21 protein-coding genes are annotated in these 21,036 nt (G+C 70.6%); 14 read left to right on the top strand and 7 right to left on the bottom strand.

Annotated features, from left to right (window positions below; all coding sequences use genetic code 11):
- Positions 1 to 279: 279 nt before the first annotated feature.
- The 3 genes from rplM to glmM are packed head-to-tail and all read left to right on the top strand — an operon-like array spanning position 280 to position 2,628.
- Positions 280 to 723 (top strand): 50S ribosomal protein L13, encoded by a 444-nt coding sequence (gene rplM / locus FVE25_RS38955; RefSeq protein ID WP_157252508.1) that lies wholly within the window; start codon positions 280 to 282, stop codon positions 721 to 723.
- Positions 724 to 749: 26 nt separating this feature from the next.
- Entirely contained in the window at positions 750 to 1,277 is a 528-nt protein-coding gene (gene rpsI / locus FVE25_RS38950; protein WP_157252507.1) for a 30S ribosomal protein S9, read from the top strand.
- 1 nt (position 1,278) lies between these two features.
- Positions 1,279 to 2,628: a phosphoglucosamine mutase gene (glmM, locus tag FVE25_RS38945; protein ID WP_157252506.1), complete on the top strand. Its 1,350-nt coding sequence runs from the start codon at positions 1,279 to 1,281 to the stop codon at positions 2,626 to 2,628.
- Between the two features lie 36 nt (positions 2,629 to 2,664).
- Here the strand turns inward: glmM and FVE25_RS38940 are convergent, their stop codons facing one another.
- From FVE25_RS38940 to coaA, 7 genes are all read right to left on the bottom strand, one after another.
- Positions 2,665 to 5,637, bottom strand: coding sequence for an NACHT domain-containing protein (locus tag FVE25_RS38940; RefSeq protein ID WP_157252505.1), 2,973 nt, complete (start codon positions 5,635 to 5,637; stop codon positions 2,665 to 2,667).
- Between the two features lie 12 nt (positions 5,638 to 5,649).
- The gene (locus FVE25_RS38935) at positions 5,650 to 6,369 is read right to left on the bottom strand and encodes an ABC transporter permease subunit (protein WP_157252504.1); all 720 of its coding nucleotides are present in this window, start codon (positions 6,367 to 6,369) and stop codon (positions 5,650 to 5,652) included.
- A gap of 1 nt (position 6,370) precedes the next feature.
- Complete coding sequence (locus FVE25_RS38930; protein WP_181019864.1) at positions 6,371 to 7,285, bottom strand: ABC transporter ATP-binding protein; 915 nt, start codon at positions 7,283 to 7,285, stop codon at positions 6,371 to 6,373.
- Positions 7,282 to 8,139 carry an ABC transporter permease gene (locus FVE25_RS38925; protein ID WP_157252503.1) on the bottom strand — a complete coding sequence of 286 codons (858 nt, stop codon included), beginning with the start codon at positions 8,137 to 8,139 and terminating at the stop codon, positions 7,282 to 7,284. Before FVE25_RS38925 ends, FVE25_RS38930 begins: the two co-directional genes overlap by 4 nt.
- Entirely contained in the window at positions 8,129 to 9,040 is a 912-nt protein-coding gene (locus FVE25_RS38920) for an ABC transporter ATP-binding protein (protein ID WP_157252502.1), read from the bottom strand. The genes FVE25_RS38925 and FVE25_RS38920 overlap by 11 nt, the downstream gene beginning before the upstream one ends.
- 40 nt (positions 9,041 to 9,080) lie before the next feature.
- The gene (locus FVE25_RS38915; RefSeq protein WP_157252501.1) at positions 9,081 to 10,013 is read right to left on the bottom strand and encodes a DUF389 domain-containing protein; all 933 of its coding nucleotides are present in this window, start codon (positions 10,011 to 10,013) and stop codon (positions 9,081 to 9,083) included.
- A gap of 174 nt (positions 10,014 to 10,187) precedes the next feature.
- Positions 10,188 to 11,090: a type I pantothenate kinase gene (gene coaA, locus FVE25_RS38910; protein ID WP_219825841.1), complete on the bottom strand. Its 903-nt coding sequence runs from the start codon at positions 11,088 to 11,090 to the stop codon at positions 10,188 to 10,190.
- Positions 11,091 to 11,292: 202 nt separating this feature from the next.
- On the opposite strand from coaA, the gene FVE25_RS38905 reads away from it, so the two are divergent.
- The 11 genes from FVE25_RS38905 (at position 11,293) to tsaB (ending at position 21,026) form a co-directional block, all read left to right on the top strand.
- Positions 11,293 to 12,681 (top strand): PhoX family protein, encoded by a 1,389-nt coding sequence (locus FVE25_RS38905; protein WP_157252499.1) that lies wholly within the window; start codon positions 11,293 to 11,295, stop codon positions 12,679 to 12,681.
- Between the two features lie 99 nt (positions 12,682 to 12,780).
- Positions 12,781 to 13,503 carry a TetR/AcrR family transcriptional regulator gene (locus FVE25_RS38900; protein ID WP_157252498.1) on the top strand — a complete coding sequence of 241 codons (723 nt, stop codon included), beginning with the start codon at positions 12,781 to 12,783 and terminating at the stop codon, positions 13,501 to 13,503.
- Positions 13,504 to 13,524: 21 nt separating this feature from the next.
- Positions 13,525 to 13,878, top strand: a complete 354-nt coding sequence (locus tag FVE25_RS38895; protein WP_157252497.1) for a holo-ACP synthase — start codon at positions 13,525 to 13,527, stop codon at positions 13,876 to 13,878.
- A 9-nt stretch (positions 13,879 to 13,887) separates the two neighbouring features.
- Positions 13,888 to 15,327: an NAD(P)H-hydrate dehydratase gene (locus tag FVE25_RS38890; protein WP_157252496.1), complete on the top strand. Its 1,440-nt coding sequence runs from the start codon at positions 13,888 to 13,890 to the stop codon at positions 15,325 to 15,327.
- A 52-nt stretch (positions 15,328 to 15,379) separates the two neighbouring features.
- On the top strand, positions 15,380 to 16,504 hold the full coding sequence (gene alr, locus FVE25_RS38885) for an alanine racemase (protein WP_157252495.1): 1,125 nt from the start codon (positions 15,380 to 15,382) through the stop codon (positions 16,502 to 16,504).
- Entirely contained in the window at positions 16,501 to 17,547 is a 1,047-nt protein-coding gene (locus FVE25_RS38880) for an alpha/beta fold hydrolase (protein WP_157252494.1), read from the top strand. Before alr ends, FVE25_RS38880 begins: the two co-directional genes overlap by 4 nt.
- Positions 17,547 to 18,008 carry a tRNA (adenosine(37)-N6)-threonylcarbamoyltransferase complex ATPase subunit type 1 TsaE gene (gene tsaE, locus FVE25_RS38875; RefSeq protein ID WP_281367952.1) on the top strand — a complete coding sequence of 154 codons (462 nt, stop codon included), beginning with the start codon at positions 17,547 to 17,549 and terminating at the stop codon, positions 18,006 to 18,008. The genes FVE25_RS38880 and tsaE overlap by 1 nt, the downstream gene beginning before the upstream one ends.
- A gap of 208 nt (positions 18,009 to 18,216) precedes the next feature.
- Entirely contained in the window at positions 18,217 to 18,843 is a 627-nt protein-coding gene (locus tag FVE25_RS38870; RefSeq protein WP_157252493.1) for a hypothetical protein, read from the top strand.
- Positions 18,844 to 18,845: 2 nt separating this feature from the next.
- Positions 18,846 to 19,373, top strand: coding sequence for a class F sortase (locus FVE25_RS38865; RefSeq protein WP_246268125.1), 528 nt, complete (start codon positions 18,846 to 18,848; stop codon positions 19,371 to 19,373).
- On the top strand, positions 19,370 to 20,278 hold the full coding sequence (locus tag FVE25_RS38860) for an aminoglycoside phosphotransferase family protein (RefSeq protein ID WP_157252492.1): 909 nt from the start codon (positions 19,370 to 19,372) through the stop codon (positions 20,276 to 20,278). Before FVE25_RS38865 ends, FVE25_RS38860 begins: the two co-directional genes overlap by 4 nt.
- 25 nt (positions 20,279 to 20,303) lie before the next feature.
- Complete coding sequence (gene tsaB, locus FVE25_RS38855; protein WP_157252491.1) at positions 20,304 to 21,026, top strand: tRNA (adenosine(37)-N6)-threonylcarbamoyltransferase complex dimerization subunit type 1 TsaB; 723 nt, start codon at positions 20,304 to 20,306, stop codon at positions 21,024 to 21,026.
- The last annotated feature ends 10 nt before the right edge of the window (positions 21,027 to 21,036 follow it).

The raw sequence follows: 21,036 nt of genomic DNA, 5'->3' as shown, positions 1-21,036 counted from the left end.
GGTGGTAAAGAAGGGAATGCCGGGAAACGAAATAGAACCGTTCTGTGTCCGGTAGACTCGGCGCTGGTTACCGGTAGCTCTTGAAGTGAGGTAGCCTAGTCAATCGTTGTGTGCACTGGTCCTGAGCGACCATTGCGCGGCGCGTCCGGCGTCATCTCCCGTAGGCCCATCGGGCAGGGAGACGGGAGGTCGGGCTGTCGTGCGCCCGCACCGACCGACAAGTGGCCGCCCGATCCGGGTGGCAACCAGAAGACGCCGAGCAAGATAAGGCTTACGACCGTGCGCACGTACTCACCGAAGCCCGCTGACGTCGAACGTCAGTGGTACGTCATCGACGCGACCGATGTCGTGCTGGGCCGGCTGGCCAGCCACGTCGCGACCCTGCTTCGCGGCAAGCACAAGCCGATCTTCGCCAACCACGTCGACACCGGTGACTTCGTCATCGTCATCAACGCGGACAAGATCGCGCTCAGCGGCAACAAGCTCGAGCAGAAGAAGGCGTACCGTCACTCGGGCTACCCGGGCGGTCTGCGTTCCGTGACCTACGGCGAGCTCATGGAGAAGCGTCCCGAGAGGGCGGTCGAGAAGGCCGTCAAGGGCATGCTCCCCAAGAACTCCCTCGGCCGGAAGATGGCCAAGAAGCTCAAGGTCTACGCGGGTGCCGAGCACCCGCACCAGGCCCAGCAGCCCGTGCCGTTCGAGATCACCCAGATCGCCCAGTAGTAGTTCGAAAGATTTAGAGGAGAACCGTGGCTGAGCCCACCGGTGTCGAGACGGCCGTCGTCGAGGCCGAGCTGGAGGAATTCCCCTCCGGCGAGGAGTTCCCGTCCGAGTACACCACCGAATCCGCCGCCAGCGCCGACGCCCCCGTGCGCAAGCCCGTCACCACGGGCAACTCGTACGGCACCGGCCGCCGCAAGGAGGCGATCGCCCGCGTGCGCATCGTCCCCGGCACCGGCAAGTGGACGATCAACGGTCGTTCGCTGGACGCCTACTTCCCGAACAAGGTCCACCAGCAGATCGTGAACGAGCCCTTCGTGGTGCTCGGCGCTGAGGAAGCCTTCGACGTCATCGCCCGCATCGACGGCGGCGGCGTGACCGGCCAGGCCGGCGCCCTGCGCATGGGCCTGTCCCGCGCGCTGGCGATCCTGGACGTCGAGAACAACCGCCCGCCGCTGAAGAAGGCCGGCTTCCTCACCCGTGACGCCCGCGCCACGGAGCGGAAGAAGTACGGCCTCAAGAAGGCCCGCAAGGCTCCGCAGTACAGCAAGCGCTAAGTTGGGGCGCCTTTTCGGCACCGACGGGGTACGTGGGGTCGCGGGTCGCGACCTCACGGCCGAGCTCGCCATGGACCTCTCGGTCGCGGCGGCTCACGTCCTCGGCGATGCAGGCGCGTTCGCCGCGACAGGCCACAAGAGGCCTGTCGCGGTCGTAGGCCGGGACCCCCGGGCTTCAGGAGAATTCCTGGAGGCCGCGGTGGTCGCCGGCCTTGCGTCGTCTGGAGTGGATGTGCTGCGCCTCGGCGTGCTGCCCACTCCGGCCGTCGCCCACCTCACGGCCGCACTCGGCGCCGACCTCGGCGTCATGTTGTCCGCCTCGCACAACGCGGCGCCGGACAACGGCATCAAGTTCCTGGCCAGGGGCGGCTTCAAGCTGTCCGACGCGGTCGAGGACGAGATCGAGCGGCGGCTCGGTGAGGAATGGAACAGGCCCGTCGGCTCGGCCGTGGGCCGGGTCAGAGACGCCTACGGCGAGGCCGACCGCTACATCTCCCACCTGCTGACCACCATGGAGGGCAGCCTCGACGGGCTGAACGTGGTGGTCGACTGCGCGCACGGCGCGGCGCACATGGTGGCGCCGGAGGCGCTGGTGCGCGCGGGCGCCCGGGTGGAGGCGATCGGCGCCCGGCCGGACGGGCTCAACATCAACAACGGCTACGGCTCGACCCACCTGGACAAGCTCCAGCAGGTGGTCGTCTCACGCGGCGCCGACCTGGGCGTGGCCTACGACGGCGACGCCGACCGCTGCCTGGCGGTGGACCACACGGGCGCGATCGTCGACGGCGACCGCATCATGGCGGTGCTGGCCAGGGCGATGCACACCGAGGGCAAGCTGGCGGGCGGCACCGTGGTGGCGACGGTCATGTCGAACCTCGGCTTCAAGCTGGCGATGCGCGAGGCCGGGATCAACGTGGTCGAGACCGCGGTCGGCGACCGGTACGTGCTGGAGCGGATGAAGTCCGGCGGCTTCAACCTGGGCGGTGAGCAGTCGGGCCACGTCATCATGCTCGACCACGCCACCACCGGCGACGGCCTGCTGACCTCGCTGCACCTGCTGTCGGTGGTCGCGCGCTCGGGCAGGTCGCTGCGCGAGCTGGCCTCGGCGATGACGGCGCTGCCGCAGATCCTGATCAACGTCAAGGACGTGGACAAGGGCAAGGCGTCGGTGCCCGAGCTCGCCGCCGCGGTCGCGGAGGCCGAGGCCGAGCTGGGTGAGACGGGCCGGGTGCTGATCCGGCCGAGCGGCACGGAGCCGATGATCCGCGTGATGGTCGAGGCGTCGTCGGAGGACCAGGCCTCGCAGGTCGCGGGCCGCCTGGCCGACGTGGTGCGCACGTCCTGCGTGTGAAAGGCACAGGGGGTACGGCGGTGCCGTACCCCTTTGTCATGCCACGCGGCCGTCGGGGAAGACGCGGACCCGGGCGCGGGCGCACACTTGGGGGAGCGCGGCCATGGCGTCGGCGGGATCCCAGACCCGGCCCGGCTGGTCGACGATCTTCAGGAGCTCCCGGACGGTCTCCGGGTCCTCGGCGATCTCGCCGATCCGTTTGATCAGCTTCGCCGCGTCGCCGGCGGCCTTGGGGGGCAGGCTCAACGCTCGCACGCGGCGCAGGGTCTCGGCGGTGAGACCCGGCGGGAGCACGGTGGTCAGGTTCGCCAGAAGGCTGTCGTTGCCGGGCCAGCTGGTGATCGCGGGCATCCCTTCGAACACCTCCAGCAGGCGCCGCGTGGTGTGTTCCGGTGCCGCCACGGCGAGGCCGTCCAGCATGAGCTCCGCGCGGCCCTTGAGTCTTGGATGCGTGGGTGACTGGGTCGTGGCCAGGGAGTCGAAGCGGGCGAGCAGCACGTTGATCGCGTCGGTGTCGCCGCTCCTGGCCAGGCAGGTGTAGACGCGCTTCTGCGGGAAGACGTTCTGGCGGAAGGTCGCCAGCCGGTGGCCGTTCGGGTGCGCGGACGTGGCCACCTGGGTGAGGCCATGCGGCAGGGATTCGAGCAGCCGGGGGAGTCCTTCCTTGCGCCCCTGGACGGCGAGCGTGGCCGCGACGCCGGTCCTGACCATGGGGTGCACCCGCTCGTCGGCGAGTATGCCGATGAGGTCGGTGTCGAAGCGGTCGAGCAGCTCGGTGAGCATCCAGCGGGTCGGCCAGGGAATGGTCTCGTCGCGCAGGTGGCCGAGGACGGGTTCGACGAGCGCGGACGTGGCGCTCTCGCGCAGGGAGAAGAACAGCTCGGCGGCGGCCACCCGATGGGTGCGCGGGTCGATCAGCGCCGCAAGCCGGCGGTGCTGGTCGCTATGCGTGGTCAGAATATGGAGGACGGCGTAGGGGATCTCGGCCATGTCGCGGTCGGTCAGCTCCCACAACTGCTCTTCCCGGATCTCGCCGAGCCGGAGCAGGGCCCGCCAGCAGTCGCCGAGCAGGTCGACGGCCCGGATGTCCTCGCGGGCCAGGTCGTGCAGCCGCCACAGCAGGGGGATCGCCCGCTCGTCGGCTCGGCTCATGAGCTGGTGAAGAGGCTCCAGGCCGGCGGAATGCGTGGCGTGGGGCGCCAGCCGTTCCAGCCACTCCAGGACGAGCGCGGGGTCGTCCAGGATCAGTTCGTCCCATTCCTCGAGGAAGTCCGGGCCTGGCGTCTCCGCGTCCTGCGGCCGCGTCTCGATCCGGCCGGCCTGGCCGAGCTCCTTGAACAGCTCGGCCGCCCGCTTGCTCACCGGCTCGTGCGGCGAGGTGAGCATCAGCTCGCCCACCTGCTCCACGATGCGCCCGCGCAGCCAGGCAGCCCTGATCCGGGGCGTGCTCACCAGGCACTGCCCGGCCAGCAGCAGGTCGTTGTGGAACATGTCGTCGTCGGCCGCCAGCCACTCGGCGGTCTCGGCCTGGTCGGGTCCCCGGCCCAGCAGGGCCAGCAGCAGCGGGGTGGCGTCGTGCAGTTGGCCGGCCAGCAGCAGGATGACCTCCTCCCACCAGGGGTCGTGCCGCACGAGGGCGATCTCCTCGATGGCCGGCGCCCCGATCCTGGCGGCGACCGCGGCGGCGAAGTACTCCTGGACGGTCAGGTGCAGGAATCCGTACACCTCGTGCGCCTGCTCCTTGAGCAGGCCGTAGTGCTCGCAGATCTCGCCGAGGATCGCGGGCGCGTCGGCCGGGTCCAGGTCCACGGAGGGCAGGAACTCGGCGATCATGCCGAGCAGTTCGTCCTTGGGGAAGTAGGCCAGGCGTTCGCGCTGGTAGTGCCAGGCGATCTCCTCCAGGAGGTCGCGCTTGCGGTCGGCGGTGAAGCGGGGGAACCGGTTGATGTCGCGCCTGCTGTCCCACTCGCTGAGCAGCACCTCGATCGTGCGGGCGTAGAGCTTGGAGCGGCGCTCGGGCAGTTCGAGGTCGGATTCGAAGACGATGGCGATGAGGGAGAGCAGCAGCGGGTTGGCACTGAGCGTCTGCATGCGGGTGCTGCGCCGTAACGCGGCCCCGAGCTTGTCCCGCTTGGCCGGATCGTCGTCGAACCAGTTGCCGACGAACTGGTTGATCTGCGCGTTGTCGAAGTCGAGCACCTCCAGCGTCCTGAAGGCGGGCAACTGCCCGCGCCATCCGGCCCGGCGGCAGGTGACGGCGATGGCGGCGGCGGGGTAGCGGGCGGCCAGCCGGTCGATCTCCTGGATGACGCGCTGGTAGGCGGCCTCGGCCGCGTCGCCGCCCTGGACCTCGTCCAGTCCGTCGACGAGCAGGACGGCGGCGCCGGAGGTGAGCGCGTGCTCGACGAGTTCGGCGGCGTCCGGCTCGCCGTACCGCTCGGCCCAGCGGGCGCCGACGTAGTCCAGCACGGAGCCCTCGGCCAGGCGGCGCAGCTCCACGAAGACCGGCAGGATCCCGTCCTGCGCAGCCTTGAAGCCCAGGTAGCGCAGCATGGTGGTCTTGCCCGCGCCCGGGTCGCCGAGCACCACGATCCGGCGGAAGCGGGCCAGCGCCTCCTCGGGGGTGAGCTCCTCGGCCTCCCGCTCGTCCTCGCGGGCCCGGGTGAGCTCGATGAGGTCGTCCAGCTGCCTGCCGCGCAGCTCCTGCAGCTCCTCGTGGTGCATGAACCGCAGCGGCCGCTGGTCATGGACACGCACCTGCACGTACAGGCTCTCGATGTTGAGCGGCTTGGGCCGGTTGAGCAGGGTGATGTGGCGCATGTCGTCGGTGAGCCGGTTCAGCAGGCCGGTGCGCCGGCGGCCGAGCGCCTTCTCCGCGGACCGGGTCCGCTTGGCGGGGGCGGGCTCGTGCGTGGCCCGGTGGGTCTTACGCCACTGGTAAAAGCCGAGGCCGGCGGTCACGAGACCGCCGGCCAAGCCGATCAGCGCAACGATGATCTCCGTCCCCATGCGGGGAGTTTCTCATTCGTCGCCGGTGAGGGAGAAGGCGCGCAGGCGCACGCCCGCCCAGAAGACCGCGCCGATCGTGACGATCACGACAGCCGGTACGGCGAAGCCGATGCTCACCGAGGCTTTCTCGACGAACGCCGAGGTGGACAACTGGTCGGCGATGGACTTGGCCCACTGCTGGATGGAGAAGTTCCTGGCGCCCTGGACGAAGGTGCCCACCATGCCTTCCCAGATCAGCGCGTAGATGATGCCGATCGTGACCGCGTGCCGCGTGATCACGCCCAGCAGGAGGAAGACGGCGGCGTAGGCGATGCCGCCGAGCAGGGAGCCCAGGGCGAACCCGGCGGCGATGCCGTCCTCGTTGCTGACCAGCAGCCAGGCGGCGGCGTAGGTGGGCACGGCGGCGAACAGCGCCAGCAGGGAGGCGGCCACCAGGAACTTGGTCTGCGCGATCACCGGCCGGGAGATCGGCTTGGACATCAGGTGGATGATGGTGCCGTCGTCGATCTCGGGCGCGATGACGCCGGTCCCGGCGATGAGGCCGAGCAGCGGCAGCATGGTGGTGATGGCGAAGTTCTGCATGAGCAGAATGGTCGAGCGCTGGTCGGCGCTGCCGGTCAGGCGCAGCAGCACGGCCAGGCCGATGAGCGCGAGCGGCAGCAGGAGCAGCAGCAGGATGCGCCGCCGGCCGAGCAGCGCGCGGTAGGTAATCCCCGCAACAACTGTGTTCATGTCAGGTGCTCCGGTTGATCAGATAGGAGAAGACGCTCTCCAGGTCCTCGTCGGCGGGGGACACCTCGTGCAGGTGGATGCCCTCCGCACGGGCGAGGCGAGGCAGGAGCCAGGCGAAGCGGCGGAACTCGACCGCCTGGACCTCCAGGCCGTCGCGGCCGAGGGTGACGCCGCCGGAGGAGTCGTCGACGATGAGCGCGGCGGCCAGGCGGCGGTCGTCGCTGGACCTGATCCGGAACAGGTGCGGCCGGTCGGTCATGAGGCGGCGGATCTGCCGGAAGTCGCCCGAGGCGGCGTGCCGGCCGGCCACCAGGACCTCGATGTGCTGGGCGACCCGCTCGACCTCTTCGAGGATGTGCGAGCTGAACAGGATGGTCTTGCCCTCGGCGCCCATGGCCCGGATGAGGTCCATCAGGTGCATGCGCTGGCGCGGGTCCATGCCGTTGAACGGTTCGTCGAGCAGCAGGACGTCCGGGTCGTGCACGAGGGCGGCGGCGACCTTGACGCGCTGGCGCATGCCTTTGGAGTAGGTCTCGACGCGGCGGTCCTTGGGCTCTTCCATCTCGACGGTGGCCAGCGCCTTCTGGGCGGCGCTGACGGGGTCGGGCAGGCCGTGGAGCTTGGCGGCCGAGAGCACGAACTGCCAGCCGGTCAGGAAGCCGTAGACGCCCTCCCGCTCAGGAACCAACCCGATTTTTCGATAAATATGGTGGTTCTTCCAGATCCGCTGGCCGTCGAGCGTGACGTCACCCCCGGACGGCGCGAGGAACCCGGCCATCATGTGCAGGAGCGTCGACTTGCCCGCCCCGTTGGGCCCGAGCAGGCCGGTCACCCCCGGCCCGATCATCATGGTGACGTCGTTGACCGCCACCACGTTGCCGTACCAACGCGAAACCTGGGAAAGCTCGAGTTTCACTGGGCCGCCGCCTTCCGATAGCGCAGGGCCAGCACACCGAGGCCGATCGCGATGAACGCGAGCGTGAGCAGCGCGGGCACCGGTCCGGCCGGGTAACCGCCCTCGGAGCTCGGCGTGCTGTTGAACAACCACACCTGCACCGCGTCCACCAGCCAGAACGGGTTCAGCAGCCACGCCCACTTGGCCAGCGCGCTCTCGTTCATCGACTGCAGGGTGCCGTAGATGACCGGGACGGCGGCCAGCGAGAGCAGGTACACGGCGCTGACGGAGGCGACGCCGAGGCCCCGCCTGGGCGTCAGCGAGGCGATCGCCAGGCTCACGGTGGCCAGCAGGACGGCCAGCACCAACGCCGTGGTCAGGGCGCCGAGGAACTCCCCGGTCGCCGGCGGCCCCGGCATGTCGACGAGCAGTTCGCCGGCGAACATCAGGACCAGCGGCACCGCCACGATCAGGAACAGCGCCACCGTCATCGCGACGACCTTGGCGCCGATGTAGGACAGGACCGAGACCGGCCGCGACATGTACAACGGCAGCACGCGGTAGCGCAGGTCGGGCCCGACCAGGGTGGGCGCCTGCGCGGCCATGAAGATGGCGATGACCGGCTGCATGATGACCGCGTAGGCGCTGTAGGCCAGGTCGCGCTCCTTGAGCAGGGCCATCATGGCGATGGTCACGACCGCGGGCAGGAGCATGATGACGGCCAGCGCGACTGGCACGATCTTGCTGCGCGCCGCCCGCCCGAGGCCGAAGACGCCGCGCAGGCTGTGCACGATGAGGGCCCGGTTGGTGTGCCCGGAGCCCAGGCGCGGCCCGTCGTAGCGGCGGTAGCCGATGTCGTAGATCTCAGTCGACACCCGCGGCCTCCTCCCTGAAGACGTCCTCGATGCGGTGGCGGCCCTGCTCCAGCCGGATGAGGCACAGGTCCAGGTCGACCACGGCGTCGCGGATCTCGTCGAAGGTCTCCGGCCCGTCGACCTTGACCAGCAGCAGGCGGCCGTGCTGGGTGACCTGCCCGCCGCGCGAGGTCAGGCGCTCGGCCAGGGGCTGCATGCCCTCCTCGACCTCGACGGTGAGGCTCTGGGTGGCCTGGGTGAACTCGGTGATGGCCGAGGAGCGCAGCAGGCGGCCGGCGTCGATGACGATGACGTGGTCGCAGATGCGCTCCAGCTCGCCGAGCAGGTGGCTGGTGACCAGCACGCTGATGCCGAAGTCGGTGCCGATGCGGCGGATCAGCGCCAGCATCTCGTCGCGGCCGCGCGGGTCGAGGCCGTTGGTGGGCTCGTCGAGGAAGACCAGCTTGGGGTCGTGGACGAGCGCCTGGGCGAGTTTGACCCGCTGCTTCATGCCGGTGGAGTAGCCGCCCATCGCCCGGTAGCGCTCTTCGGCCAGCCCGACGTGGCGCAGGACGTCTGCGGCGCGTTCGCGGGCCGCGGTGCGCGGGAGCCCGGACATGCGTGCGAGGTGGACGACGAACTCGGTCGCCGACACGTCGGGTGGCAGGGCTTCGTGCTCGGGCATGTAGCCGACGAGGCGCCGGATCTCCGTGCCCTGCGTGAGCACATCGAGATCGAGCACCTTGGCTCCGCCCGAGGTGGGCGGCAGAAGACCAAGAAGGATCTTGATCAGCGTCGACTTGCCCGCGCCGTTGGCGCCGACCAGTCCGGTGACGCCGGTGCCGACGCCGACGGTGAGACTGTCGAGCGCGGTGACGGTCGGGAAGCGTTTGGTCAGCCCCTCGGTAGCGAGGATGTGCATGTGCCGGACACTACCCCCCGGGCTCGTCAACCGGCCTCCTTCACACGGAGGATCGTTGTCCTACTTCTCGGGGCCAGAATCGTTTCTGGATCATCAGGGTGACCGTGCCGGCCACCACCATGCCGGCGATGTTGACCGCGAGCTGCCAGACCGGCCCGGCCACCTCCGCCCAGTCGCCGACGGCCAGCGCCACCGCCACGTACCCGGCGGCCGGGATGGTGGTGACCGAGATGAAGACGCCGACCAGGGCCGAGGACTTGCCCGAGGTGATCGACAGCACGCCCGCGACCCCGGCCAGCAACGCGACGATGAACGACCAGCGGTCCGGTTTGACGATGAACTTCACCTCGTCGTTGGCGTTGAGGTTGGTGATGTCGATCCAGCCGAGCGGCCAGTGGGAGATCAGCGCGCAGGCGAAGGTGATCGCGATGGCGATCGTGAAGCCGACCATCAGCGTGCGCATGGCCTCGACGACCAGGCGCCAGCGGCGGCCGAGCAGGCCGAAGCAGATCGCGGCGACCGCGCCGAACTCGGGCCCGAGCACCATGGCCCCGACGATGAGGATGGGCGAGTTCTGCAGCACGCCGATCCCGGCGAGCTGGGTGGCGATGGCGAGGAAGGCCAGGTAGGCCCAGGTGATGCGGGAGTCGGCCTGGACCCGGTGCTCCAGCTCTTCCCACACCACCGCGTCGTCGGGGTCGCCCGGCGCCTCCTCGACCGCTTCCCTGGCGACCCTGGACAGCGCCAGATCGACCTGCTCGATCGTGATCGAGCCCTCTTCCTCCAGCCATTTGAGCTTGCCCAGGGCCTCGTTGGCCGATTCCCTGGCGGTGTCGCAGAGCACGAGGTCGCCCGCGGGTTCGCGGGCGGCGCCGGGCAGCACCACGATGTTGGTGATGCCCGGGCACTCTTCGAGCACCTGCACCGCCTCGTCGGTGCGGGCGGGAGGAACGATCAGTCGAAGATGAAGCACGGTGCCATTCTTATAGATTCGACGTTGACACTCCTTTGATAGGTGCTCGCAAGGCTGTGTCCATGGCGATTCGTATCTGTCATGTCGAGGGCGAAGACTGCTGGTTCGCCGACATCGACGACCAAGGCTGCCAGGGCCGGTTCGGGGTCTACATCCTGGAGGAGAGCGGGGGCGTCACGTACGGCGAAGCCGTACACGCCGGATGGCGTGGTCTGCGCCCTTCTGGAGCACGAGGTCGGCACGCCCGCGGGTGGGCAGGATGTTGTCCACCAGGTTGCGCTCGTTGATGTCGTGCCAGACCTTCACGGCGAAGTCGGTGGCCTCTTCGTAGGAGAGTTCGGCGATGTACTTGAAGTACGACTTGGGATCTTCGAACGCTGTTCTGCGCAGTTTGTGGAACCGGTCCACGTACCAGGACCTGACGTCTTCGACCTTGGCGTCCACGTAGATGGAGTAGTCGAAGTAGTCGGTGACGGCCAGCGCGGTCGGGGGAGCGGGCTGGAGGACGTTCAACCCCTCGATGATCAAGATATCCGGATTTTTCACGACCTGGTGGGCACCCGGGACGATGTCGTACTCGAGGTGACTGTAGACCGGCGCCCGGACCTCGCTCGCGCCCGCCTTGACCTCGGCCACGAACCGCACCAGCGCCCGCCGGTCGTAACTCTCGGGGAACCCCTTGCGGTGCATGATGCCCTTGGCTTCCAGGATGGTGTTGGGGTAGAGGAAGCTGTCGGTGGTCAGCAGCGCGACGTCCGGGTGCTCGGGCCAGCGGGCCAGCAGCGTGTGCAGCAACCGCGCCGTGGTCGACTTGCCGACCGCGACGCTTCCGGCGATCCCCAGGATGTACGGCACGCGCGGGCCGGGCTTGCCGAGGAAGGCGCTGAGCACGTTGCTGCGTTGCTTGGAGCCCGTGTAGTGCAGGTTGAGCAGGCGGGTCAGAGGGAGATAGATGTCGGTGACCTCGGTGAGGTCGATGGGATCATCGACACCGCGCAGGTCTTCCAGCTCGTCTGCGGTGAGAGTCAAGGGCGTGTTCTTGCGGAGGTCCCGCCACTGCTCCCTGCTCAGTTCCACGTAGCCGTTATTCACCTTGGCAGCGTAGCGACGCCGTACAAACCGGGCTCGTCGGGGGTGAGTCCACAGCCTGTGGATAACATCCTGGGATTACCGTCGCTTGGTCCGGGGAATGATGTACCGCTCTGGCGAGATTCAACATTTACCCCGAACTTCCGCGGACCTTAACATTCTGTGAACACCTTCACGGAAGGTCTGCAGTATGGATCGTCGCCGCTTTCTCCTCGGAGCCCTCGCAGCAGGTCCGTTCGCCGGTCTCGCCGCCGGCCCGCCGCGTCCGGGCGGCGGGTACGGCCCGCTCAAGCCGGTCAAGGACGCCCGGGACGGCATGGTCAGGCTCTTCCTGCCGGACGGATTCAGATACCGCTCGTTCAACGCGGCCGGGGAGCGCTTCTCCGACGGCAGCCCGGTGCCGGGCCGGCACGACGGCATGGCCGCCTTCCGCGGCCCGCGCGGCAGCACGATCCTGGTACGCAACCACGAGGTCAACGGCCCCGTCGGGGCGTTCGGCGACCCGGAGAACGCCTACGACCGGGCGGCCGGCGGCGGCACCGCCACGCTGCGGGTGACCCGCCGCGGCGAGGTGCTCAGCAGCGGCCCGTCGCTCACCGGCACCATGATGAACTGCTCCGGCGGGCCCATGCCCTGGGGCGCCTGGGTGACCTGCGAGGAGACGGTCAACGGCCCGGACGTGGGCAACGACTTCTCCGGTGGCGACAACTCCAAGCTGACCCGCAAGCACGGCTACATCTTCGAGGTGCCCGTCACCGGCGCGGCCAGGCCGGAGCCGATCCGGGCCGCGGGGCGCTTCGCGCACGAATCGGCCGCCTTCGACCAGGTCAGCGGGGCGCTCTACCTCACCGAGGACAACTTCACCTTCCCGTCCGGGTTCTACCGCTACCTGCCGCCGCGGCATCCCTGGCAGGCCGGGCGCATCCTGGACGGCGGCCGGTTGCAGATGCTGGCCGTACGCGAACAGGACGGCAAGGACCTGTCGGCGGGGCAGCCGCGCGGGGCCGCGTACACGACCCGGTGGGTGGACATCGACGACCCCAACCCGCAGTTCACCGGCAAGCCGAGCAACGACGAGGCCGTCCGGGCGGTCGGCAGGCAGGGGCTGGCCAAGGGGGCGGCGATCTTCTCCAGGCTGGAGGGCGCGGTCTATCACCACGGCACCGTCTACTTCGTCTCCACCCAGGGCGGCGCGACGGCCACGGGCGACCAGCCGCCGTCGGGCTTCGGCAAGGGGCGCGGGCAGGTCTGGGCGTACGAGACGTGGAGCGGGCGGCTCGGGCTCGTCTACGAGTCGCCGGGCGCGGTCGTGCTCGACCTGCCCGACAACGTCACCGCCAGCCCGCGCGGGACGCTGGTGCTCTGCGAGGACGGCGGCGGCGACAACTTCCTGCGCGGCCTGACGTGGCGCGGCGAGATCTTCGACTTCTGCCGCCTGGCGCCGGTGCCGGACGATCCGGGCGCGGAGTTCGCCGGTTCGACGTTCGGTCCCGGCGGGCAGACGTTGTATGTCAACGTGCAGTCGAGCCGGGGCGTGTCGTTCGCCATCTGGGGGCCCTGGCAGCGCGGAGGCTTCTGAGGGCCTTCCGGCGGGAACGTCGTTCGCGGGCATGCTTTATGTTCGCCATCGCGAACAATGTGCGCTACGCTGGACGGATAAGGTCGAGAGGAGATCCGCATGCCCGCCCAGAAGCAGCCTATTCCGTCGGTCTGGACCCGCCCCCGCCGTCAGCAACAACCACCCGCGCTCAGCCGCGAACGCATCGTCGCCGAGGCGGTGAAACTCCTCGACGAGGAGGGCATCGACAACCTCAGCATGCGCACCCTCGGCACCCGGCTCAACGCCGGCGCCACCTCCCTCTACCGCCACGTGGCCAACAAGGACGAGCTCATCGAGCTCGTCGTCGACGAGGTGTACGGCGAGCTGCGGGTACCTGAAGCCACCGGGCCGGGCGACTGGCGGGAGGCCGCGTCCGGATGCGCCGACAGCCTGCGCTCCATGATCCTGCGCCACCCGTGGGTGGCCTCCGTCTTCGGACAGGTCGGCCTGGCCGAGCTCGGGCCCAACCTGATGCGCCAGAGCGACCGCATGCTCGCCCTCTTCCAGGCCGCCGGCTTCGAGCTCAGCGAGGCCAACCAGGCCATGGGCACCCTCATCTCCTACGTCGTCGGCATGACGACCAGCGAGGCCGCGCTGCTGTCCATGCTGGCCAGGCTCGGCCAGACCGAGGAGGAGCTCGTCGTCCAGGTCCGCGAGGCCGCCATGCACGCCAACCGCGAACTCCCCCGGCTGCAGGAGCTCGACGAGCAACTGCTGAACGACGACCCGTCCAAGATCCGCGACCGTGACTTCCGCTACGGCGTGGACCGCATCCTGGACGGCCTGGCAACCCGCCTCTGACCCGGCCGTTAGCCTGAGAGGATGATCCTGGGCATCGGGGTGGACGTGGTGGACGTCGCGCGCTTGGAGGCTGCGCTGGAGCGCACGACCGGGTTGCGCGACCGGCTGTTCACCGCGCAGGAGCAGGAGGGCCGCGCGATCCACTCCCTGGCCGCCCGCTTCGCCGCCAAGGAGGCCGTGGCCAAGGCGCTGGGCGCCCCCCGCGGCCTCGGCCACCTGGAAGCCGAGGTCGTCTGCGACGACACCGGCCGCCCCGAACTCCGCATCACCGGCAAGGCCGCCGAAGTGGCCTACGGCCTGGGCGTCAAACGCTGGCACCTGTCCATGTCCCACGACGCCGGAGTGGCGATGGCCTACGTGATCGCGGAGGGATAGCTTCGGATCATGCTTACCGCCTACACCGCCGATCAGATCAGGACCGCAGAACAAGCGCTCATGGCACGGCTGCCCGAGGGCACCCTGATGCAGCGCGCCGCCGCCGGGCTGGCCGCACGCTGCGCCGGGCTGCTCGGGCGCGTCTACGGCTCCCGGGTGGTCCTGCTCGCCGGCAGCGGCGACAACGGCGGCGACGCCCTCTACGCAGGGGTACGGCTGGCGCGGCGCGGCGCCAGGGTCGAGGCGGTCCTGGCCGGGAGCCGCGTGCACGAGGCGGGGCTGGCCGCGCTCAAGCTGGCCGGCGGGCGGATCGCCGGTCCCGAGGCGGTGGACCGGGCCGATCTGGTCGTGGACGGGCTGGTCGGCATCGGGGCCTCAGGGGCGTTGCGCGAGCCGTACGCGACCCTCGCCGAGCGCGTCAACCGCGGCCCAGGGCTGGTCGTCGCGGTGGACGTGCCGTCCGGGGTGGACGCGAGCACGGGCCGGGTGGCCGGCGCGGCGGTGCGCGCGCACCTGACCGTCACCATGGGCGCCTGCAAGACCGGGCTGCTCGTGGACCCCGGCGCCGGGCACACCGGACGGCTGGAGCTCGTCGACATCGGCCTCGGCGCGTTCCTGCCCGACCCCGACGTGGCCGCGCTCACCGGCGGCGACGTGGCCGACCTGCTGCCGATGCCGGACGCGGAATCCGACAAGTACCGCAGGGGCGTGGTGGGCATCGCCGCGGGCGGCCGGGAGTACACCGGCGCCGCCGTCCTGGCCGTGGGCGGGGCGCTGCACGCAGGCGCGGGCATGGTCCGCTACGTCGGCACCGCCGCGCCCGTCGCCCAGGTGCGCGCCCACTGGCCCGAGGCGGTCATCACCGAGCTGGACCGGCCCTCGCTCGACGGCGTCGGCCGGGTGCAGGCGTGGGTGCTGGGGCCGGGGCTCGGCACCGATGACTTCGCCCACGAGCTGGCCAGGAAGGTGCTGGCCAGTGACGTCCCGGTGCTCGTGGACGCCGACGCGCTGACTCTGGTCTCACGCGATGCCGCGCTGCTACGCCGCAGCGCGCCGGTGCTCGTCACGCCGCACGCGGGCGAGCTGGCGCGGCTGACCCGGGTGCCGCGCGAGCGCGTCGAGGCCGACCGGCTGGAGCACGCGCGCCGGGCCGCCGCCGAACTGGGCGTGACCGTGCTGCTCAAGGGCGCCACGACGCTGGTGGCCGAGGAGGAACGCCCGGTCCGGGTCAACCGCACCGGCTCACCCTGGCTGGCCACGGCCGGCACCGGGGACGTGCTGGCCGGGGTGGCCGGGGTGCTTCTGGCCCAGGGGCTGAGCTGTTACGACGCCGGATCCTGCGCCGCCTACCTGCACGGGCTGGCCGGCGGCCTGGCCGCAGACGGGGCGCCGCCGGTGACCGCGGACGTGGCCGCCGCGATCCCGGCGGCCATCAGGTCGCTGTCCTAGCCTCCCCGGCGAACCCCGCTCAAGCACCTGGTCAAGCTGACACACTGGAAGGATGACGACTCCCGCCGAGGCCCGCATCGACCTGTCCGCCATCCGGCACAACATCGCGCTGCTCAAGGAGCACGCCGCGGGCGCCGAGCTGATGGGCGCGGTCAAGGCCGACGCCTATGGGCACGGGCTGGTGAGGGTCTCCGAGACGATCCTGGACGCCGGCGTCTCCCGGCTCGGCACCGCCACGCTGAGCGAGGGCCTGGCGTTGCGGGCCGCGGGCGTCACCGCGCCGATCCTGTCGTGGCTGCTGACGCCGGGCGAGCCGTACGGCCAGGCCCTGCGCGCGGACCTCGAGCTGTCGGCGGCGGGGGTGGCGTCGCTGGAGGAGTTCGCCGCGGCGGCGCGGGCCACCGGCGTCACCGCGAAGGTGCACCTGGAGGCCGACACCGGGATGAGCAGGGGCGGCGCCCCGCCGGCCGCGTGGCCGGAGCTGCTGGCCCGCGCGGCCAGGCTGCAGGCCGAGGGCGCGGTCGAGGTCGTCGGGCTCTGGTCGCACTTCGCCTGCGCCGACATCCCGGGGCATCCGTCGGTGGAGGGCCAGCTCGACGCCTTCGAGCAGGCGCTCAAGCTGGCCGAGCAGGCCGGGCTGGGCGGCTCGCAGGTGATCAGGCACGTCGCCAACTCGGCCGCGCTGGTGAGCCTGCCGCGGGCGCGCTTCGACCTGGCACGGCCGGGCATCGCCATGTACGGCCTGAGCCCGATCCCCGAGCAGGGTGACTTCGGCCTGCGCCAGGCGATGACGCTGGTGGCCAGGCTGGCCCTGGTCAAGCGCGTGCCGGATAATTCCGGAGTGTCCTATGGACACCTTTATGTCACAGATCAGGAGACCACGCTTGGCCTGGTACCCCTCGGGTACGCCGACGGGATACTCAGGCACGCGACGGGGCGGGTCGAGGTCCTGGCCGGGGGACGCCGCAGGGCGATCGCCGGCCGGGTCTGCATGGACCAGTTCGTGATCGACGTCGACGACGACGTCATCGGCTCAGGGGACGAGGTCATCCTGTTCGGTCCAGGCAAGGACGGGGAGCCGACCTTGCAGGAATGGGCGGATAACCTCGGCACGATCACGCACGAGATCGTGACGAAGATCGGCGCACGGGTGCCGAGAGTTTATGAGGGGACATGACGACGACAACACGGCGGAAGGTAGGGATCGCCGGCGCGATCGTCGGCGCCGCGTCCGCGGGCGTCGCGGGGCTGGCCCTGGCCAAGCGCCTGGCGGTGGGCCGGATCAGGCTGCGCCCCGACGCCGAGGCCAGCGAGCCCTTCGGCGAGCTTCGCGGCAGGGAGCGCACCCTCACCACCTCCGACGGCGTCGACCTGCACGTGCAGGTCGACGGCCCCGAGGACGCGCCGCTGACCATCGTGTTCTGTCACGGCTACTGCCTCAACCTGGAGTCCTGGCACTACCAGCGCCGTGACCTGCGCGAGGACTACCGCATCGTGCTGTGGGACCAGCGCTCTCACGGCCGCTCCCAGCGCGCCGCCGCCGAGGACAGCACGATCGACCGGCTCGGCGACGACCTGGCCGAGGTGCTGGAGCGCTTCGTGCCCGGGCCGTGCGTGCTGGTCGGCCACTCGATGGGCGGCATGACCATCATGGCGCTGGCCGATCGCCACCCGGAGTTGTTCGGCGAGAAGATCCGCGCGGTCTGCCTCATGGCCACCAGCGCGGGCAAGCTGGCCGAGCTGACCCTGGGCCTGCCCGCGGTGGTCTCCAAGGCGGTCCACAAGGTCGCGCCCGGCACGATCTCGCTGCTGGGCAGGCGCGGCGGCAGCCTCATCGACAAGACCCGCCACGCCGGCAGCGACATCGCCTTCCTCATCACCCGCCTCATCGGCTTCGGCGACTCCAAGAACGTCAGCCCGACGCTGGTGGACTTCGCCGAGTCCATGATCCGCGCCACCCCGACCGAGGTGTTCGCGAACTTCTACCCGGCGCTGATGAACCACGACAAGCTCTCCGCGCTGCACGTGCTCGACCCGGTGCCGACGGCGATCCTGGTGGGCGACAAGGACTGGCTGACCCCGCCCGACCACGGCAGGGCCATGGCCGAGGCGCTGCCCAAGGCGAGCTTCACCGAGGTGCCCGACACCTCCCATCTCATCCAGCTCGAGCGTCCGGCCGTGGTCAACGAGGCGCTGCGCGACCTGATCAAGGAGGTCTAGTGGAAAGGCTCGCCACCGCCGAGGACATGCGTGCGTACGGCGCGCGGCTGTCGGCCCGGCTGCGCGCGGGGGATCTGCTGGTGTTGTCCGGCCCGCTGGGCGCCGGGAAGACCACGCTGGTTCAGGGCCTGGCCGAAGGGCTGAAGGTGCGCGGCCCGATCACCTCGCCGACCTTCGTCATCGCCCGCGTGCACCCCTCGCTGTGCGAAGGCCCGCCGCTGGTGCACGTGGACGCCTACCGGCTGGGCGGCGACCTGGAGGTCGACGACCTCGACCTGGACGCCTCGCTGGAGGAGTCGGTGACCGTGGTCGAGTGGGGCGAGGGCCTGGTGGAGGGCCTGGCGGAGGACCGGCTGGAGATCCACATCGACCGCGAGGGCGGCGACGACGCCCGCCTGGTCAGCCTGCGCGGCGTGGGCGCCCGGTGGGCCGACACGCCGTCTGATCGCGAAGAAGAGTAAAACCCCGCCCTGGCTCCGGCGACCCTGGCACCCTTGACGGGTATCGAGATTGGCGGAAATCATGATCATTGGTCATGGATTTCCCCAGATTTTCTGGGTATCAGGTGGGGAAAGTATCCGCATTTCTGGTGGATGCTGAGGAAAGTCGGCGGAGTGGGGTGCGGCCGTGCTCAGGGTCAGGCAAGTCGCGTGCGCAGGAGCCATCGTCATGGTCGGTGTCGTCGGCTGCACAGCCGACGCCTCCACCACCCCCACGGGCTCACCGACGCCCACAGCCGCGACGGGCAGCCCCACCGCGACCGCCACGACGTCCCCGACGACCACCCGCGCCTCCGTCGACGTCCAGCTCAACCCCGACCGGGTCACCGCCGGTGAGACCTCCCGGGTGTGGATCCTGGCCAACTGCCCCGTGCCCACCGGCGGCCCCACGCACGTCGGCACCGCCTCCTCCAACGCCTTCCTGTCCGGCGTGACGCTCAACCCCGTGCCGCCCACCACGCCCAGCGCCACGCCCACCTCCACCGCCCCGCCCCCGGCCGTGCCCTGGGTACGCGGGCAGGCGCAGGTCTCCGGCACCGTCAAGCGCGGCACCTACACCGTGGACGTCAAGTGCGACGGCACCAACCACACCGGCCGGGCCAGGCTGCGCGTGGTCAGGGCCGCCGAGGACACTCCCACCGGCCTGCCCACCAGGGCGCCCAGGGCGGGCGGCGGCGGCATGGCCGGCAAGGAGGCCGGGGACGACTCCTCGACGCCGATCGGGCCGGTCGGCGTGATCGTGGGCCTGGCTCTGGCCGGCGGCGCCGTACTGCTCCTCAAGCGCCGCCGAGCCTAGCCGTGGCCCGTGCCGGACGGGTCGTGCTGGCGGGGGCGATCACCGGCCTGGTGCTGGTGGCGTTCGGCAGGACCGTGGAACGAAAGCCCGAGGCGATCGTCCCCGAGAGCATCGACATCCCCTCGATCGAGGTGGACGCGCCGCTGATGAAGCTCGGCCTGACCAAGGACGGCGAGGTCGAGCTGCCGCCGTACGAGAAGCCCAAGATGGCCGGGTGGTACTCCAAGAGCGCGGTGCCCGGGGACAAGGGCGCCTCGGTCATCGTCGGCCACGTGGACACCAAGGACGCCCCGGCCGTCTTCTACAAGCTGCGCCACCTGCGCAAGGGACAGCTCGTCCGGGTGGCGCGCAGCGACGGCAAGACCGTGGAGTACAAAGTCGACTCGGTCGAGCAGGTACACAAGAACGACTTCCCGGCCAAGCGGGTCTACGTTGACGAAGGGCTCAAGCTGGTCACCTGCGGCGGGCGCTTCGACACCGTCAAGGGCGAGTACGACGACAACGTCATCGTCTACGCTTCCCGCGCATGATGTCTTCCGCACGCGTCCCCTGGCAGGAGGTGGCCGCGCCGGTGCGCGCCCGGGTCGAGGAGTACCTCGGCGGCCGGGTCGTCGAGGCCGTGACCCAGACCGGCGGCTTCTCCCCGGCCACCGCCGCCCGCCTGCTGCTCGACACCGGCGAGCGGGCCTTCGTCAAAGCCGTCGCCCCCGGCGTCAACGACCGGTCGACCGAGCTCTACCGGGCCGAGGCGCGCGTGTCCGCCGCGCTGCCCGCCGCCGTGCCCGCGCCGCGCCTGCTGACCTCCTTCGAACACGACGGCTGGGTCGTGCTCCTCTTCGAGAACGTCGACGGCCACCCGCCCGCCACGCCCTGGCGCCGCGACGAGCTCGACCGCGTCCTGGCCGCCGTCGACCGGCTCGCCGCCGAGCTCACCCCCTCCCCTCTCGCCGTCCCGCCCATAGGCAAGGTCTTCGGCGAGATGTTCCGCGGCTGGCGGCTGCTGCTCGAGGAGGACAAACAGGGCCTCGACCCGTGGATCACCCGCAACCTCGACGCCCTGGCCGAACTGGAGTCCGGCTGGGCGCAGGCCGCCGCGGGCGACACCCTCGTACACGCCGACCTGCGCGCCGACAACGTCCTGCTCACCGCCGACCGCGTCTACGTCGTCGACTGGCCCTACGCTTGCCTGGGCGCCCCCTGGTTCGACCGCCTCGGCATGCTGCCCTCCGTCGCCCTTCAGGGCGGTCCCCACCCCGGCGAGCTGCTCCCCGACCCCGACCCCGCCATGACCTGCGTCCTGGCCGCGCTCACCGGCTATTTCGTACGGCAGAGCCGCCGGCCCCCGCCCCCCGGAATCCCCACCGTCCGGGCCTTCCAGGCGGCGCAGGGGGAGATCGCGCTCGACTGGCTTCGCCGGCGAACAGGATGGGCATGACGCCGGGCCGGTAGGCTTGATTGTCGTGCTGGTCCTGGCTTTCGATACCGCGACACCCGCCGTCACCGCCGCCCTCCACGACGGCCACCGGGTGCTCGCCGAGTCCACCACGGTCGACGCCCGCCGCCACGGCGAGCTGCTCGTGCCCACGATCCAGAAGGTCCTGGCCGAGGCGGGCGTCCCGCTGCGCCAGGTGACCACGATCGTGGCCGGCACCGGCCCCGGCCCCTACACCGGGCTGCGCGTCGGGCTCATGACCGCCCAGGGGCTCGGCACCGCGCTCGGGCTGGCGGAGGTCTACGGCATCTGCACGCTCGACGCCCTCGCCTACGGCACCCGCCGCGAGGAGCCGTTCCTGGCGGTGACCGACGCCCGGCGCAAGGAGCTGTTCTGGGCCCGCTACGACGACGCCCGCACCCGGGCCGCCGGGCCGTTCGTGGACAAGCCCGCCGACATCCCGCTCGACGGGCTGCCGGTGGCCGGGGCCGACCTCTATCCCGAGATCCTGGGGCACGCGGCGGCTCCGCCGTACCCTCTGGCGGGGTTTCTGGCCGCGCTGGCGGCCGAACGGCTGGCGGCGGGGGAGAAGCTCGGCGAGCCGCGCCCGATCTACCTGCGGCGGCCGGATGCGGTCGTGCCGAAGGCGCCCAAAAGGGTGACGGAGAGAGAGCCGAAGCGGACACCGAGGGATGCGATCCCGCAGAGCACGGTGCAAGCCGAGGCGGACTCGACCCTGGAGCACGGGTGAGGTTGCGGCA

Source organism: Nonomuraea typhae, from assembly GCF_009760925.1.
GTDB lineage: Bacteria > Actinomycetota > Actinomycetes > Streptosporangiales > Streptosporangiaceae > Nonomuraea > Nonomuraea typhae.
Note: the sequence above shows the minus strand (reverse complement) of the source record. Positions and strands in the feature narration are given on the sequence as shown.